We start from the raw sequence: 15,258 nt of genomic DNA, 5'->3' as shown, positions 1-15,258 counted from the left end.
GTAGGACAATCCGACCAAAATCGCGACCTGTTGGGCGATCTTCGGAAATGGGGGGGATCAGCAGGCGACCTGATTCAACGATGAAACACAGGTTTGCCAGGCGTAAGTGAAGTCTCGCAAACGACCTTGGGGCTGGAAGGTCTGGCGCCAGATTCGGGCCATTCCCAGCAAGTCATCGGAGGCGGGGAGGGGAGTGTTCTGTTCTTCTACCAGCAGCCAGGCGATGGCTGTGGCGTAACGCAGGTTGACGGTCAATTCCAGGTGCGGTCCGCTGAGAAAAGCATGCTGGCTGGCCAAGCCGCGAACCAGGCTCGCCCGCTCCGGGTCCAGGGCCAGGTAGTGATCCCAGAGGGCCTGGTGGCGGGGTTCGGCGATTCGGTACAAGCCGTGTCCACGGCGGTCATGCAGGGCTGAACCAAGGGCTGACTGGCTGGCGGCGATGCCCAGCAGCAGGGATTCGGCAGTCGCGCTATGGCGTCCGAGGTAGATCAATGTCGGACGGATCACATAACGGCACAGTTCGCTGGCAGCGATACCCATAACACCCTCGAAACATGAAGTGGTCGGCGATACCTGAAGGGGGCCTTGGCAGCTGTGGATCGAATCAGGCTCGCCGGAAGCGGATCAAGCCGCTTGAGTTGAAGTGTAGTGTCATTATTTTGCTGTAAAGGACTGTTTTTAAAATATTTCTGGCTTCGAGTTATAACCGTTATATCGGTTGGTGCTTAAGCAATGGCGGCTAAAAGAGAAATATCGGGCGATAAAAACCCCGCTTTTCAGGGTAATGCTGTTCACCTAAGCGGAGCCGCCTTACGGTCCATTGGAAACCGGGTCTTTGATATTTTCACCGTCCTTGGCCTTGAAGGCCTTGGGCGGTGCAGACGCGACCCACTCTATGGGGATGTTTTGGATGAGGGTGCTCAGGAGTCGGCGTACGCGGCTACGAAGCCCTGGAAGGAGTTGTCCTTGCTCTTCATGTTGACATTGCAAAAGCAAACAGCGACGACACCAGAATCAGCGACACGGTCAGCAGCAGCGTGTAGTCCGGCAACTTGACCGGGCATTCATAGGGTTTGTTGATTTACGCGCCTTTTCATGAATATTTTTTTTCTTGGATAAATTGCAGGTGCTTCATTTGACATTTGGGATCCAATGTCTAGAATCGATCGCATGAGCCCCTCGGATGGGCCAGAAAGAATAAAAGTAAAAAGGAAGATACAATGCATGGAAGCTATCCGTATCAGCGTATTGCAGTCTGCAATACCTTCAAATTGCATCTCGCAAAAATCATCACTGAATTTCCCGCCTCGTCGCATTGTGCTGTGAATTATTTTGCTCGCGCACGGTTTTAATTAATTTCGACCTTCATGCATCTAACAGTTTGGATTGTTGATATCCCAAACTTATGGTGCCTGGCTTGCTGTGGGCCGTTATTGGCAGGTTCGCACTTTCGATATTAAATAATCGAAGTGGACGTTCGTCCCAAAAAAAGTTGGCTGATCAAATGGAATTCCGATTCTCGCTAAAGGAGTGGCTTGGCCATGTTTAAAAGACGCAAGCGCACCGCGCTGGATGATCCCAGTCTGGAACGTGTGAAGTTAACACCCCAGATGCTCACCTACGATCAATTCGCCAGTCGCAGTCGTTCCCAGTACTTGCCTTATGTGATGGGTTTCAATGCCGCCGATTACCGTTCGGAAGCGATCAATACCGATCGGCTCGGATTTCGCCTGGCCTATGATGCGCAAGGTCGGCCGGTCAGTGTCGGCACCCTCGAGGCCAGCACGCTATCAGAGGTGAATTTACTGGTCGGGGCCTCGTCAGCCTTGGGTTACGGGGCTTCCAGTGATGCCGCCTCGGTCGCGAGCCGCCTGTCCACGCACGATCCCGACGCTACGCCATGGCTGAATTTCGCGGGGCATACCTTTAATGCGACCCAGGAATTGATGCTGTTCGTGCTGCATGCTCATCGACTGCCCAAAGTGCGACGCATCGTGATCATGGGCGGCTTCAATACTCTGGTCATGGCGCGTCTTCCTGAGTTCATTCGAGGTGATCTGCCACCGTTCTACTTCTGCGGTGACTATTACGAAAAGTTTGATGAAATTGCTGAGGAAAATGGTGCAGAACTGCCGCCTGGCAAACTTCCAAAATGGCCGAACGAAACGACTGAGGTTCCGCCTGTTTCGCAAACTCTGGTACGCGCTCTGCAAGACACCATGAATTGTCTGACTACCTGGAAACGCCTCGCGGATTCTTTGGGTGCAGAACTTACGTTTGTTCTCCAACCCTTGGCGACTTGGGTAAGAACGCCGTGTGCCGAAGAGCAGAAGCTGTTCAATGAGCTTGATCGGATTTCCCGGTTTGGTACCTGGCAGCATTTATATGGCGACATATCCGCTCCCACTGTCGCGGAATATTACGCCGATAGTCTGGCCAACAGTTGTCATGACTTGGGTATTCGATTTGCCAGTTTGATCGATGATTTTAGAGAGCGTCCGGATGATGAATGGTTATACGTTGATCGCGCGCACTTTACCGACCTTGGCAGTGATGTCGTAGCACGCGCCATTCATCGATACCTGCAATGAAAATTTAGGGGGCTCTATGTTAAAGCGAATTCGCAAGGCACTTGGTTCTTTGTTCAAGAAAAAGAAAAAAGCCAAGAAGAAAAACAATTCCTCCATATATCCAATGCACTGATGAAAACTAATAGGCAAATCTTTTCCAGCTTCCTCGGGGCAGAGACCGGGGGAGAGGCCAGGCGCATGTTCACGCCGGTCAACCTGCGCACTTGCCTGGGTGCGGTGCATGGGACGGACTTGGTGGACGTTGACTTCACCAGCCCGGCGGCTTTGGCGGGGCTGGCGAGCGGTGCATGCGAGCGGCTTGGGCCGTTGCGGGACGGATTCCGAAGGTTGGCACAGACAATCGAGGGGAGCGAAGCGAATGCCCAGGCGTTGCGTGCCAAGGCGGCGTTGGAGTCGGCTCCCTTTCTGATCGGCAGTCAGCACCTGATTCATGGGGTGTGCGGCAGCTGGAATAATGAAGCGCGCCATGCCATGGCAGCGCTGAGTATCCATGCGGCGGATGTGGGTGCCGGTCAGCCAGGGGCCAGTCGTATCCAGCGCTACCTGGAATTGCTGCGTCAGCATGCGCTGGCAGATGCTGGCGAAGATCTCTTGCGGGCAGTGGCCGACCCAAGGATCTCGGACGGAGCCTTCAACTTTGCCTCGACCCTGCTCGTATTGGGGCATTTTCCGGAGTCGCTGACGGCCCAGATCCTGGGGATCAACCTTTACCTGCGTCATTGCGGGCTGTTGCCCTCGTTTGAGTTCATCGCCCATAACGAGCCGTCTGCCCGCCAATTTCTCGATCTGCGTCGCGATCCCGCTGGTAGTGCCGATGATCTTGCCGTGCTCGCCGAAACGGCAGTCCGGGAATTTCTCGTGCAAATGGGCGCTGCCGGAAACGATGGGGTACGCCAAGGCTACCTGTGGGCGCGCCGGCAGGCCGAGGAGATGAACGAAGCGCTGCTCGATGTGCTTGAGCGCTGGCTCGATCCGAGAGAGGCGGCGCGCCACCTGATCAGCCGACGTCGGCTGGATGCTTGTCAATACCATGACAAGACTCAGTTGAATAAGGTGCCGATGAAGCCCTTGCTCGCAGTCGACGACTCCTTGAAGTTTCTCGACCATCTTGCCGCCAGCGCCTACGTGCGGGCGGGCAGGCCGGAATCGAGTCCACTGCTCACCAGCCTGATTTCGCCGCGGGGCAAGATGTTCCGAATCTTCAGTCGCGACGATATTGCCATTCTTCACCGCTGGATCTGCGGCTTGCCTTACTCCGATGCGCCCAGGCAGACCCCGGCTTTCCAGGTATGGAAAGACGACGGCAAACTCGCCGGGGCTCTTCGCGATGTCGCTGAAACCCAAGCGTTGGTCGCCAGATTCAGCCCGCGACAGGCCTATCCGCGCCTGTTGCGAATGGAGCTCACGCCGTCGGAGGAATCCTATGCCGGTCACTACGTGAAGAGCTGGCTGGCCAGGGCCGCCCGTGGCGTCACCAAGGGGCATTGCTCGTTGCCGGAGCGTTGGGCTCCCGGTGTCCTGCAGCAGTGGTTGCAGGGCCAGCATGAAGCTTCCAACCAGGCACTGGAGCCGGACGAAGAGCTGCCGTCTCGCGATGAGGTGGTCGCCGATATCCTGTCCCTGGCGCCGCTGACAATGATCGACGGGGCCTGGCTGGCCGGGTTCGCCCACCCGGCTGTAGCCTCCACGGCGTACGGCAGCAGACTGTTCGAAACGCTTTTCGATGAGTTGGGCAACGGAATCGAGGCGCAGAACCATCCCGTCATCTACCGCCATCTGCTCAAGGCAGTACATGGCGAGTTGCCGGCCACCGCTGACCCCGGATACGCCAACGCCGCTTGCTTCAACGACGAGAACTTCGAGCTGCCCGTGTTCTGGTTGTCTATCGGGCGATATCCCCAAACCTACTGCCCGGAGATTCTCGGGCTGAACCTGGCGATGGAGCTGTCCGGAGTAGGGGGCGGTTATCGGCGTACCCACAAGGCGTTGGTTGCCTACGGCTATCCGACGATGTTCGTCGATCTGCACAACTCCATCGACAACATCTCCACCGGGCATACGGCATGGGCTGCCGCGAGTCTGGATACCTACCTTTGTGCTTTTTCTCGTAGTGACCGTGATGAACTCTGGGCGCGCGTCCGTAATGGATTCGTCGCGCTCAATCCACCCAGGGAGCAAACAATGCTGGATAAGTTTCGCGAAAAAGTGAGGTCGCTGCTATGACGATTACGCTTGGCATCTCTGCCTTTTATCACGACAGCGCGGCCACTCTGGTAGTGGACGGCAAGATCGTTGCCGCGGCCCAGGAAGAGCGTTTCAGCCGGCTACGGCATGACCCGGGTTTTCCACGCAAGGCCATCGAGTACGTCCTGAGGAACGCAGGTATAAACCTGGCCGATGTCGACCATGTCGCCTATTACGAAGACCCTGCACTGAAGTTCCGTCGGGTACTCTCGACGGCCGCCGTGGCCGGGTTTTCGGCAGCGCGCACCTACGCACCGGTGCTTGGCGAATGGCTATCAACCAAGCGCCGGATGGACCGTGAGGTCGTGCGTCATCTCAGAGCGATGGGAGACCGGGACGGTCGCCGAATCGAAGTGCATGGTCACCACGAGTCCCACGCCGCATCGGCATTCTTCCCCAGTCCTTTCGAGAGCGCCGCGATCCTGTGTATCGACAGTGTCGGCGAATGGGCGACGACCACCATCTGGCACGGCAGGCCAGAAGGTATCAAGCTGGTTGCCGAGTTGTCCTTTCCCCATTCGCTGGGCCTGCTCTATTCGGCCTTCACCTATTTCTGCGGCTTCAAGGTGGACTCCGGCGAATACAAACTCATGGGACTTGCGCCATATGGCAAGCCTCATTACGTCGACACGATCCTCTCGCATCTGATCGATGTGAAGCCCGATGGCAGCTTCAGGCTCGACTGGACCAAGTTTGAGTTCATCAAAGGCCAGGTCATGACGGGCGATGCCTTTGAGCAGCTGTTCGGTGGCCCCCGGCGCTTGCCCGAGGCCCCCCTTACCGATCGCGAGTTCGATTTGGCCGCATCGGTGCAGAAAGTCACGGAGATCGTCGTTTCGCGCCTGGCCAAGACCGCCCGTGAGCTCACTGGCGAGACCGCGCTGTGCATGGCCGGGGGCGTTGCCCTTAACTGCGTAGCCAACGGCGTGATCTCGCGTGAGCGGATATTCGACCGTCTGTGGGTGCAACCGGCGGCTGGCGATGCGGGTGGCTCGCTGGGCGCCGCGCTGCTGACTGACCGCAAGCATCGCAGGGTGGCAAGCCGCGAACTGCCTGCTGGCGTGCGTGATGGCATGAGCGGAGCATTGCTTGGGCCGGAGTACAGCGAAGAGCAGATCAGGGATGAACTGGAAGCCTGCGGCGCTGTTTTTCACAGGCTTTCGCCGGAAGAGCTCGACCAGCGGGTGAGCACCAGCATCGAGGACGGCGGGGTCATCGGCTGGTTCCAGGGGCGAATGGAGTTCGGTCCGCGATCGCTTGGCAGCCGTTCGATCCTGGGTGATCCGCGCCGTTCGGACACCCAGTCAAACATGAACCTGCGCATCAAGTTCCGCGAGTCCTTCCGCCCCTTCGCTCCCGTGGTGCTTGAGGAAAAAGCGGCAGACTACTTCGACATCGTCGAGGAAAGCCCCTACATGCTGGTGGTCTCGCCAATTGCAACGGGCATTCGCAAGGCGATCCCACAGGAGAGTGCGCGGCTTACCGGGATCGACTTGCTCAAGTTGGTGCGTAGCGATCTGCCGGCAATCACCCACGTGGACTTCTCGGCAAGGGTGCAGACCGTGGACCGGGAGCGCAACCCGCGGTTCCGGGCGCTGCTTGAACACTTCTATCAGCGTTCAGGGTGTCCTGTATTGGTCAACACCTCGTTCAACGTGCGCGGTGAGCCGATTGTGAACACACCGTTCGAAGCTTATCGCTGCTTTATGCGTACCAACATGGATGTGCTGGCGATTGGCGACTTCTACCTCGATAAATCGGAGCAGCCTCAGTTCGAGGAGGCGGTCGACTGGCGCGAGACAGTACCGCTGGATTAACTCTTTCATACACTAGGGAAGGTGCACTATGGATTATGTTCTGCTCTACCTGATCCTGCCGTTGGGGATGTTTATCCGACGAACCAAGGCGTTCGCCCATCAGCCGGACCCCAAGGTCACCTCATACCTGAACCGCAAATCATGAGCGTCATGGCCATGGATGTTCAGGAGGCTTCATTGGTACAGGTGGTGGTCGTCAATGATCCCGACCTGACCGGGCTGGAGGGCTGTCGCGTGAGGCTGGCCGAAACGCCGCACTGCGCTGAGAGTGTGGGAGCAGTCGGCGGGGATTGGCTCGGCACAGTGTTGGGCCGGGACATCGTCGAGGCAATTCGCGCATTTCCTGACAGCCCGCACAAAGCGCTGCTCATCAGAGGCATTTCGCTCTCTACGGACGTCGCGACGCCGCGCAATGGTTTCCTGCCCAACGCCGAGTGTGTTCTTGACTTCGATCTGCTGCACTTTGGCATGTTGTGGCTGCTGGGTGTCAGGCCGCATGCAGTCGAGTATGAGAACTTCGGCAAGCTGGTCAGAAACGTCGTTCCGGTTCCGGAGGCCGCGGGCACCACCAGCTCTTGGGGCGCGGATGTGGAGTTTTTCTGGCACACCGACAATCCCAACTGGCCCTTCGCCGATCAAAGCCGAAATGTCGCGACCGCGGTGCCGAACTTCTTGGCCTTTACCGCCGTGCGCAACTTTGAAGGCGCCTCCACCGACATTGTTTGTGTGGATCATGTCCTTTCAAAGCTGCCCGGCTGGGCGATCGCCCAGTTGCAGAAGTCTGCCTACACCTTTGGTGCCCCTGCCTCCAACGAGGGCTTCGATGGCCAGCCGAGGGTGCTGCCGGTGCTGGAGCACGATGAGGGCGGTTATCGCCTGCGCTTTGACGATGGCATCGTGGCCGCCCTCGACCTGGACAGCGAAAAGGCACTTGGGCTCCTGCGCCAGTGCCTGCGCGATGCCCAGGGTATAGAGGTGGTGTTGCAACCAGGCGACTTCTTCATTTTCAAAAATGCCCGCGTGCTGCACCGCCGCAAGGCGTTCCAGCCTCTGCTCAACGGCAAGGCGCGCTGGCTGCGCCGGGTGTACGGCAGTTGAGCCTTTGCTTCAAGAACCATCACACAACAAACATCACAGTAGACAGGGAGTTCATGCATGAATAAGCGTATCGCAGTAGTCGGTGGTCGTCCCTCGCCCATTCATGGTGCCAAGGAGCTGGGCATCGACGTAGTGCTGGTGCATCAGGAGGGTGACTACGAGCAGGAAATCCTCGCCCATTGCGAGCAGGTGGTGCATGCCAGGATTGACGACGCCGAGGCCATCATCAAGGTCCTCGAGCCCCTGCACCGCGACCGTCCGTTCGATCGCATCATGACCACTACCGAAGTGGCCGGCGAGTCAACGGGCAAAGTGGTCGATCACTTCGGCCTCACCGGGGTTTCCTATAAGACTGCGCGCCTGCTCAAGGACAAAGTGGCCATGCGCGAGTTGCTGGTCGAGCACAACCTGAGCCCGGTTGCCTATCGCCATGTCACCCGTGCGCAGGATGCCGTCGCGTTCGTCAAAGAGCATGGCAAGTCGGTTCTCAAGCCCGCCGAAGGCGTGGCCAGCCTGCATATACATCCCTGCGATGACGCAGCCTCTGCTTCCAAGGCCTGGCAGGCGCTTCAGGATGCCGACGTCAAGCACATTATCATCGAGGAGTACCTGGAGGGGCCGGTCGTCAGCGTCGACTCCTTCTCGTTCAAGGGGCGCCACCTTCCCATTGGTTACTCCCAGTACCGCATGAACGACAAATATGTTGAGTGGGAAGTCAGCACGCCGAGCACCGAGGCCAGGAAATGGCTGAGCGAGCTGAAAGAAATGACCTGCCGCCTGCTCGACGCCGTAGAGCTGGAAGAGGGGCCCTCTCATAGCGAGTTCGTGCTGACCCCCAAGGGGCCTCGTGTACTCGAATCCCATGCTCGCCTGGCGGGCTCGGGTGCCCCTGAACTGGTGCGGCGTGCGTTCGGCCTGGACCTGAACCGCATGTTCCTGACTGTGCCGCTGGGTATCGACACTCTGCCGGATGTGTCGCCCGAGCCGAAAGCGGGTGCCGCGATCCAGTTCTTCGTACCGACACCTGGCAAGGTCAGAAAGGTCGAGCTCGATCTCAAGCCTGACGTCGATGTGCGCCATACCAAGTCAGGCGAGACTCCACGGGTGTTCTTGCCGTTCCTGTTCGAACTGGGAGCAGCCGAGCGTGCCGTAGTCATCCAGAAGCATGAGGGCGATACGATTCCACCGCTCGACACCGTTGCCGACTGCGTTTCAGGGTATGTCCTGGCAACTGGCACCTCGCGCGAGGATGCCGTGCGTATCGGTGACGAACTGGTGGCGGCGGTCAACTTCATCGTGGATCCCACGGCATGAAATATGTCCTCTGCTTGCACCGTTGGGTCGGTAGCCAAGCGCTATACGACCGATACGAACTGCCGGCAGGAATGCAGATTCGGGCGATCTGTACGCCCGAATCCTGCGCGTCCCTGCCAAGCGAGCGCCTGGCGTCAAGCTCGGTGCTCGTCTCACTGGACGATGCTGAGGCGGTCATGGCTGAGGCCGAGCGTCTGGTCGAGCAACATGGGGTTCCAGCGCTGGTGGTTGCCCTCAATGAGGGCGACCTGCTCAATGCGGCTTCTATCCGTGAGCGATGGCAGGTACCGGGAGATCTTGTCGCGTGGACCGAGCGGTTCCGCGACAAGCTCACCATGCTGGAGGTCGCAGGCCGGCAATCGTCGATCGGCGTGCTGCCCGCGTCGCCTGCTGATTCCCGCGAAGCGGTGGAGCGACTGGCCGCTGAACACGGCTATCCGCTGGTGCTCAAGCCGCGCTACGGCACGGCGAGTCGCGGCGTAAAGTTTCTTCGTGGCCCAAGGGATCTTGATCAGATCAGACAGGCCACGGAGCCGATGATGGTCCAGGCTTGCTGCGCGGCCCCCATCCTGCACGTTGACGGCTGGTGGGATGGGCAACGGATTGTGGTAGTCACGGCGTCGCGTTATGTGAACAGCTGTGCCGATTTCGGTCCGGATAGCCCGCTGGGCAGTATCGAACTCGAGGAGGGCGACGACGAACGGCGGATTGCGGGGCGCGTCGAACAACTGCTGGCAGTCTTCGCGCCTGAGCGAGAAATCGTCTTCCACCTCGAACTGTTCGACCTGGATGACAAATTGCTGTTCCTGGAAATCGGTGCCCGGGTCGGTGGCGCCGAAATCCCGTTCCTCTGGCGAGAGGTTAGGGATATCGACCTGCTGGGGATCGCTTGGGAAATCCAGACCGGGGCGTCTACCCGCTACCGGGACCTTGCGCGCAGCCTTAGCAAGGAGGGCAGGCCATTGCACCGCGAGCGGGGGGCATGGGTGATCGCCCGCCGCAACAGCTCGCCGCGTGAAGGCTTGGGTACCCTGTACTGGGCTCAACCGCAGAACCTGGATCGCTTCGCCAGCGGTGTTTATGAGGGCGCTGGCACGCGCCTTCGTCTGCGCAGCTTCGATCGTCCCGCGCTGGTACGTGACGTGGGGAAGATTTTCGAACAGTTATCCGAATCATGGGGAGCTCAATCTTGAAAACAGCAGTTGTTACCGGTGCAAGCAGTGGCATTGGCGAGGCATGCGCTCGTACCTTGGCCAGTCGTGGTTGGCGGGTATTCCTTGTGGCGCGCAGGGGGGATCGGCTCGAGCAGATTGCCGGCGAAACCGGCGGACGCGCCATTGTGCTGGATGTGACACAAGCGCGAGAGGAGGACTTGGTGCAGGTTTCCGAGTGCGATCTTCTGGTGAACTGTGCGGGCGGGGCGATCGGCCTGGATGGGGTAGACGCGGCCAGTGCCGAGGACTGGACGAACATGTTCAACAGTAACGTCCTTGGGACTTTGCGGATGACCCAACTGCTATTGCCTAGGCTCATCGCGTCCCAAGGGTGCATCATCAATATCACCTCAACGGCTGCGCTAGCCGGTTATGAGGGGGGAGGCGGCTATTGCGCGGCCAAGAGTGCCCAGCGCGCACTGACCCATTCCTTGCGACTGGAGATGAAGGGTATACCGGTGCGCATCACCGAAGTGCTCCCCGGCATGGTGCATACGCCAGAGTTTTCCTTGAATCGTTTTCGCGGCGACGCCGAACGGGTCAGTGCCCTCTACAAGGATGTCGACCGGCCTTTGAGCGCGGACGATGTCGCCCAGGTCGTGGCTTGGGTTGCCGATCAGCCCGCACATGTCAATGTCGATGAAATCGTGGTTCGGCCAGTGGCACAGCGTGCTCAGCATGCGCTGTTCCGCGGCAGCCTCGGCTGGTTCGAGCCGCAGCGGGCCGACACATCCCCTTTGAACGATGGAGCACGCCAATGATGGCGCTGGAAAGCCTGGCCGGTGTGGCCATCATCTCCTTGGGCATGGTGCTGACACCGGGTCCCAATATGGTCTACCTGACCTCGCGGGCGATTTCCCAGGGGCGGCTGGCCGGGATGATTTCGCTGGCGGGTGTGGCGCTAGGCTTCGTGTGCTACTTGTTGGCGGCGGGACTGGGACTGGCCGCTTTGTTCAAGGCAGTGCCAGTCGCCTACGATGTCGTCAGGATCGCAGGCGCATTTTATCTGGGCTATCTGGCCTGGAACATGCTGAAGCCCAGGGGGAGTTCCCCCTTCGAGGCGCGGGAGCTGCCACCTCACTCGCGGAGACGGCTGTTCACCATGGGGCTTGTGACGAACCTGCTGAATCCGAAGATTGCGCTGATGTATTCCGCGCTGATCCCGCAGTTCATCGACCCTTCCGCAGGATCTACCTTCCAGCAATTCATCCAGATGGGGCTGGTACAGATCACCATTGCCGTCACCGTGAACGGCATGATCGTTCTCGCCGCCTCCCGGGTCAGTGGATTCCTGGCCAAGCGACCTTCTGCCATGCGCACCCAACGCTGGGTGTCCGGGACTGTCCTGGGCGTCTTCGCGGTCGATATCCTGCTGCGCAAACCGCTCACCTGATAAGGAGCGAGTGTTTCGCCTGACCGTAATGCTGTTCACTTGAGTATTTGAGCCTCAGCCGGACTTCCTCGAAAATCCGATGCCAGACCTCTGGCGTCGGATTTTTATGGGTGCGCCAGGCATGGGCGTAATCTTGTGCGTAGATCCGGCGGTTGTGCGGGGACATTGCCATGCAACTGATCGTGATGGCCGCGGCCAACCCGATTTCAGGTACAGGCAGATGATTGGCAGAGTTGAGAACCGGTATCGGAGGGGTGTTTCTGGATCACCGTCCAAGGCCTTCAAGGCCTGGGACGGTGAAAATATCAAAGCCCCGGTTTCCAGTGGACCGTAAGGCTGCTCCGCTTAAGTGAACAGCATTACGCTTTTCAGCAGGGCTTTTGAGGTTTTCAGCCTTTCTGGCGTCTCAGGCAACCAGTGCCTGGCGAGTACGCTCGATCACTGCCTGCAGCGGCTCGGCGCTGGAGTATTGATCGGGGTACAGGCGTTCGCTGTGACGAGCGATGCCGTGTTCGTTGACCAGAGTGAAGCTGAAGCAGCCTTTGCGAGCGGCCATGATCAGGCAGTTCATTGGTGCAAAAGCGTTGGTTAGGGTGCGAATGGCATCCTGAGTGTGGATTTGAGTAGACATAATCGGGTGTTCCTACAAGCGACACGGATAAGAGCCGTGCAAAATTAAAACGTTCCAGTGACGACGACCACCATTGGTCGAACGAAGAACCCGACTGGAACAAAGCAGCCAGTTTGAAGCGCTGATAAGTTGGCGCGCTTGGGCTGGCAGGTAGGTACTTAGGAGGGCAGGCAACACATCAGGGGCAAAGGTTCTGGGCCCGGGGTGAAGATCCTGATCAATTTGCAGGTTGGTTCGGTCAGAGTAAGTGAACTTCGCAACACCCTTTGCTTTCGATTCAAAGGCTGTGTTGACGCAAGATTTACCTGGAAACCATCGAGGTGGTCGATCCCGCTTTGTCGGTGAAGGCTTCTCTCAGGGAAGGCTGACCGGGGGGATTTGTTCGACCAGAATTGACTTTCAGCTTGGTACTAACGCCGCGGATACTAACGGATTGAATGGCCGAAGGGAAGCCTGCTCGCAAAAAAACACTGAAGTGCCGGCCGACCACATCCGCAAGTGCTGTCGGAAAATGTCATCGGCCGACACGTGCCCCGCAATCGCCCAAAAAACGGCCGTTGATCCGAGAGGGCGATCGAGCCAGGATCAATCTGTGGCGCGGGTTGCGGGGTTTATCCCCAGGCGTTACCGTAAAAACGCGCCGAAAAAGCGCACCGATATAACCGCCTCGCAGGTACTTGTGCACATTAGTTGCACGCACTGTCATCCCACTGTCATCCTCGCTTCACCGAGGGTGGGTGCCTGTAACGAAAATTTAAGTCAATGAAAAACATCGCTTTTTTTTACTGGTGAAAAAATCGTCAGTTTGACTGCGAGCCCCATTCCACACGGCTTTGCGCGACTTCAAGGGCGGTTGTCCACTGAGTTATCCACAGCTTCTGTGGATTGTCCCGAGCGCTTGCTCTAGGACGGGCGTGCAGGCTTTTTTCGACTTTACCTGTGCGAAAAAAAGAGTAGAGTGGCGCGCCTTCCGATTTGCCCCACAGTGCTTTATGAAGTTTCGCTCAGTACCAGTCTCTGCTGCCTCAGCACCCTCCAGCATTAACCCACCCAAGCGCTTTTCGATGCGTGTGGCCGAGTGGCTACTGGACAGCCCGCGCCTGGGCGAAAACCCCAACGTCAAACACTTCGCCGGACGTTTACTCAAGCAACCTGCCCGTGAAGGCGTAGTGGCCGCGCAAAGCCGCCTCGGCCAATTGATGTGCCGCGAATGCGGGAATGCCCGGGATCGCCGTATTGGCCAGGACCTGTTGCGCCAGGCTGCGCGCGCCGGGGACCGACGCGCCCAGCAGGAACTCGGCCTGATCGAAGACTGAGCTGTCCAAGACCTGACGCCTTGGTTAACCTTCACGCTTTATCTAATCGGCAGGAGTGGCTATGGCGATGGACTTGACCAGCGCATTGCTGGGGCTGGCGGGCGCTGCACTGCCGTTGCTGGTACTGGCCTGGCAACTTCAGCGTCGGGCGAGTACGGGGCAGGCCGAACTGGCATTGCTGGAAGAGCGCCTGGCCATGGCCCAGCTGACGCAGGATGGCTTGAACGCCCAGCTCGACACCTGCCGTGATGAAGTCGCTGACCTGAGCCAGGCCAACGCCGCCAAACAAGCCGATCTGGCAGCCCTGCGCCGTGAAGTCGAGTTGCTGCAGATCGAACGCGACGATGCCCGCGACGCAGCCCACGCCTGGAACATCGAACGTGCCGGCAAAGAAGCTGAGTTGCGTCGCCTGGACGCTCAGGCTGCCTCCCTCAACGCCGAGTTGCGTGAGCAGCAGGAAAGCCATCAGCAGCGCCTCAACGACCTGCAAGGCTCGCGAGACGAGCTGCGAGCGCAATTCGCCGAGCTGGCGGGCAAGATCTTCGACGAGCGCGAACAGCGTTTTGCCGAAACCAGTCAGCAGCGTCTGGGGCAATTGCTCGACCCGTTGAAGGAGCGCATCCAGTCATTCGAAAAACGCGTCGAGGAAAGTTACCAGGCCGAAGCCCGCGAGCGCTTTTCCCTGGCCAAGGAACTGGAGCGTCTGCAACAACTGAACCTGCGCCTGAGCGACGAAGCCACCAACCTCACCCGCGCCTTGAAAGGGCAGAAAACCCAAGGCAATTGGGGTGAACTGATTCTTGAACGGGTGCTTGAACACGCGGGCCTGGAGAAGGGGCGCGAGTACCAGACCCAGGTCAATCTAAAGGGGCCGGACGGCGAGCGATTCCAGCCGGATGTGATTATTTACCTGCCTGGCGACAAGCAGGTCGTGGTCGATTCCAAGGTCAGCCTCACGGCTTATCAGCAATATGTGGCCGCCGAAGACGACGGCATCGGCCAGATCGCCATCAAGCAGCACGTGCTGTCCCTGCGCAATCATGTCAAAGGCCTGGCCGGCAAGGACTACAAGCGGCTCGACGGGTTGCACAGCCTGGATTTCGTCCTGCTTTTCGTCCCGATCGAAGCGGCGTTTTCCGCGGCGTTACAGGCAGAGCCGACGTTGTTTCAGGAGGCCTTCGACCGCAACATCGTGATCGTCAGCCCGACCACGTTGCTGGCCACTTTGCGGGTCATCGACAGCCTGTGGAAGCAAGAGCGCCAGAGCCAGAACGCTCGGGAAATCGCCGAGCGCGCCGGATGGCTGTACGACAAGTTCGTGTTGTTCATTCAGGATCTGGATGAGGTCGGCAATCGCTTGCAGCAACTGGACAAGGCCTACAGCTCTGCCCGCAATAAGCTGACAGAAGGCCGTGGCAACCTGGTCAGTCGCAGCGAACAGCTCAAATTGCTTGGCGCGCGGGCCAGCAAGAGCTTGCCGGCGGACCTGCTGGAGCGGGCCATGACGGATGTCGATGGCTTGGCCGAGTTGCCCGAATAAGCCATCTTTTACGATGGCATCTGTGGCGAGGGGGCTTGCTGTGGCGAGGGAGCTTGCTCCCGTTGGGCTGCGCAGCAGCCCCCGTTTCCCGTAAAGCAAT

At 58.8% G+C, this 15,258-nt stretch carries 12 protein-coding genes and 2 pseudogenes; 11 read left to right on the top strand and 3 right to left on the bottom strand.

What is annotated here, in order from left to right; translation table 11 throughout:
• Positions 1-57: 57 nt before the first annotated feature.
• Both LOY36_RS19950 and LOY36_RS19945 read right to left on the bottom strand, forming a co-directional pair.
• Entirely contained in the window at positions 58-540 is a 483-nt protein-coding gene (locus tag LOY36_RS19950) for a hypothetical protein (RefSeq protein WP_007936111.1), read from the bottom strand.
• Between the two features lie 392 nt (positions 541-932).
• A pseudogene (locus LOY36_RS19945) lies at positions 933-1,057 on the bottom strand (phosphatidylcholine/phosphatidylserine synthase); the annotation flags it as partial.
• Positions 1,058-1,541: 484 nt separating this feature from the next.
• Between LOY36_RS19945 and LOY36_RS19940 the strand changes: the two are divergent.
• From LOY36_RS19940 to LOY36_RS19900, 9 genes and pseudogenes are all read left to right on the top strand, one after another.
• A complete protein-coding gene (locus tag LOY36_RS19940; protein ID WP_258670406.1) occupies positions 1,542-2,591 on the top strand; it encodes a hypothetical protein in 1,050 nt (349 codons plus the stop codon).
• Positions 2,592-2,768: 177 nt separating this feature from the next.
• The gene (locus LOY36_RS19935; RefSeq protein ID WP_258670404.1) at positions 2,769-4,814 is read left to right on the top strand and encodes an iron-containing redox enzyme family protein; all 2,046 of its coding nucleotides are present in this window, start codon (positions 2,769-2,771) and stop codon (positions 4,812-4,814) included.
• Complete coding sequence (locus tag LOY36_RS19930) at positions 4,811-6,652, top strand: carbamoyltransferase (RefSeq protein WP_258670401.1); 1,842 nt, start codon at positions 4,811-4,813, stop codon at positions 6,650-6,652. Before LOY36_RS19935 ends, LOY36_RS19930 begins: the two co-directional genes overlap by 4 nt.
• A gap of 141 nt (positions 6,653-6,793) precedes the next feature.
• Positions 6,794-7,750, top strand: a complete 957-nt coding sequence (locus LOY36_RS19925; RefSeq protein ID WP_018925146.1) for a TauD/TfdA family dioxygenase — start codon at positions 6,794-6,796, stop codon at positions 7,748-7,750.
• 57 nt (positions 7,751-7,807) lie between these two features.
• Positions 7,808-9,064 carry an ATP-grasp domain-containing protein gene (locus LOY36_RS19920; RefSeq protein ID WP_258670396.1) on the top strand — a complete coding sequence of 419 codons (1,257 nt, stop codon included), beginning with the start codon at positions 7,808-7,810 and terminating at the stop codon, positions 9,062-9,064.
• Positions 9,061-10,257 carry an acetyl-CoA carboxylase biotin carboxylase subunit family protein gene (locus tag LOY36_RS19915; protein WP_258670393.1) on the top strand — a complete coding sequence of 399 codons (1,197 nt, stop codon included), beginning with the start codon at positions 9,061-9,063 and terminating at the stop codon, positions 10,255-10,257. The genes LOY36_RS19920 and LOY36_RS19915 overlap by 4 nt, the downstream gene beginning before the upstream one ends.
• Positions 10,254-11,039 carry an SDR family oxidoreductase gene (locus tag LOY36_RS19910; protein ID WP_258670390.1) on the top strand — a complete coding sequence of 262 codons (786 nt, stop codon included), beginning with the start codon at positions 10,254-10,256 and terminating at the stop codon, positions 11,037-11,039. Before LOY36_RS19915 ends, LOY36_RS19910 begins: the two co-directional genes overlap by 4 nt.
• Positions 11,036-11,671: a LysE family translocator gene (locus LOY36_RS19905; RefSeq protein WP_018925150.1), complete on the top strand. Its 636-nt coding sequence runs from the start codon at positions 11,036-11,038 to the stop codon at positions 11,669-11,671. The genes LOY36_RS19910 and LOY36_RS19905 overlap by 4 nt, the downstream gene beginning before the upstream one ends.
• A 155-nt stretch (positions 11,672-11,826) precedes the next feature.
• Positions 11,827-12,024: pseudogene (locus LOY36_RS19900) on the top strand (IS4 family transposase); the annotation flags it as partial.
• A 53-nt stretch (positions 12,025-12,077) separates the two neighbouring features.
• Here LOY36_RS19900 and LOY36_RS19895 read toward each other — a convergent pair.
• Positions 12,078-12,302, bottom strand: coding sequence for a hypothetical protein (locus LOY36_RS19895; RefSeq protein WP_007898912.1), 225 nt, complete (start codon positions 12,300-12,302; stop codon positions 12,078-12,080).
• A 992-nt stretch (positions 12,303-13,294) separates the two neighbouring features.
• Between LOY36_RS19895 and LOY36_RS19890 the strand changes: the two genes are divergently transcribed.
• Together LOY36_RS19890 and rmuC are read left to right on the top strand one after the other, a co-directional pair.
• Positions 13,295-13,618 (top strand): hypothetical protein, encoded by a 324-nt coding sequence (locus tag LOY36_RS19890; RefSeq protein WP_081628185.1) that lies wholly within the window; start codon positions 13,295-13,297, stop codon positions 13,616-13,618.
• 175 nt (positions 13,619-13,793) lie between these two features.
• Positions 13,794-15,158: a DNA recombination protein RmuC gene (gene rmuC / locus LOY36_RS19885; protein WP_169342498.1), complete on the top strand. Its 1,365-nt coding sequence runs from the start codon at positions 13,794-13,796 to the stop codon at positions 15,156-15,158.
• Positions 15,159-15,258 lie beyond the last annotated feature (100 nt).

The sequence above is a fragment of the Pseudomonas sp. B21-019 genome, assembly GCF_024749225.1.
In the GTDB taxonomy this organism is placed as follows: Bacteria; Pseudomonadota; Gammaproteobacteria; order Pseudomonadales; family Pseudomonadaceae; genus Aquipseudomonas.
This window is presented reverse-complemented; position numbering and strand designations above follow the sequence as displayed.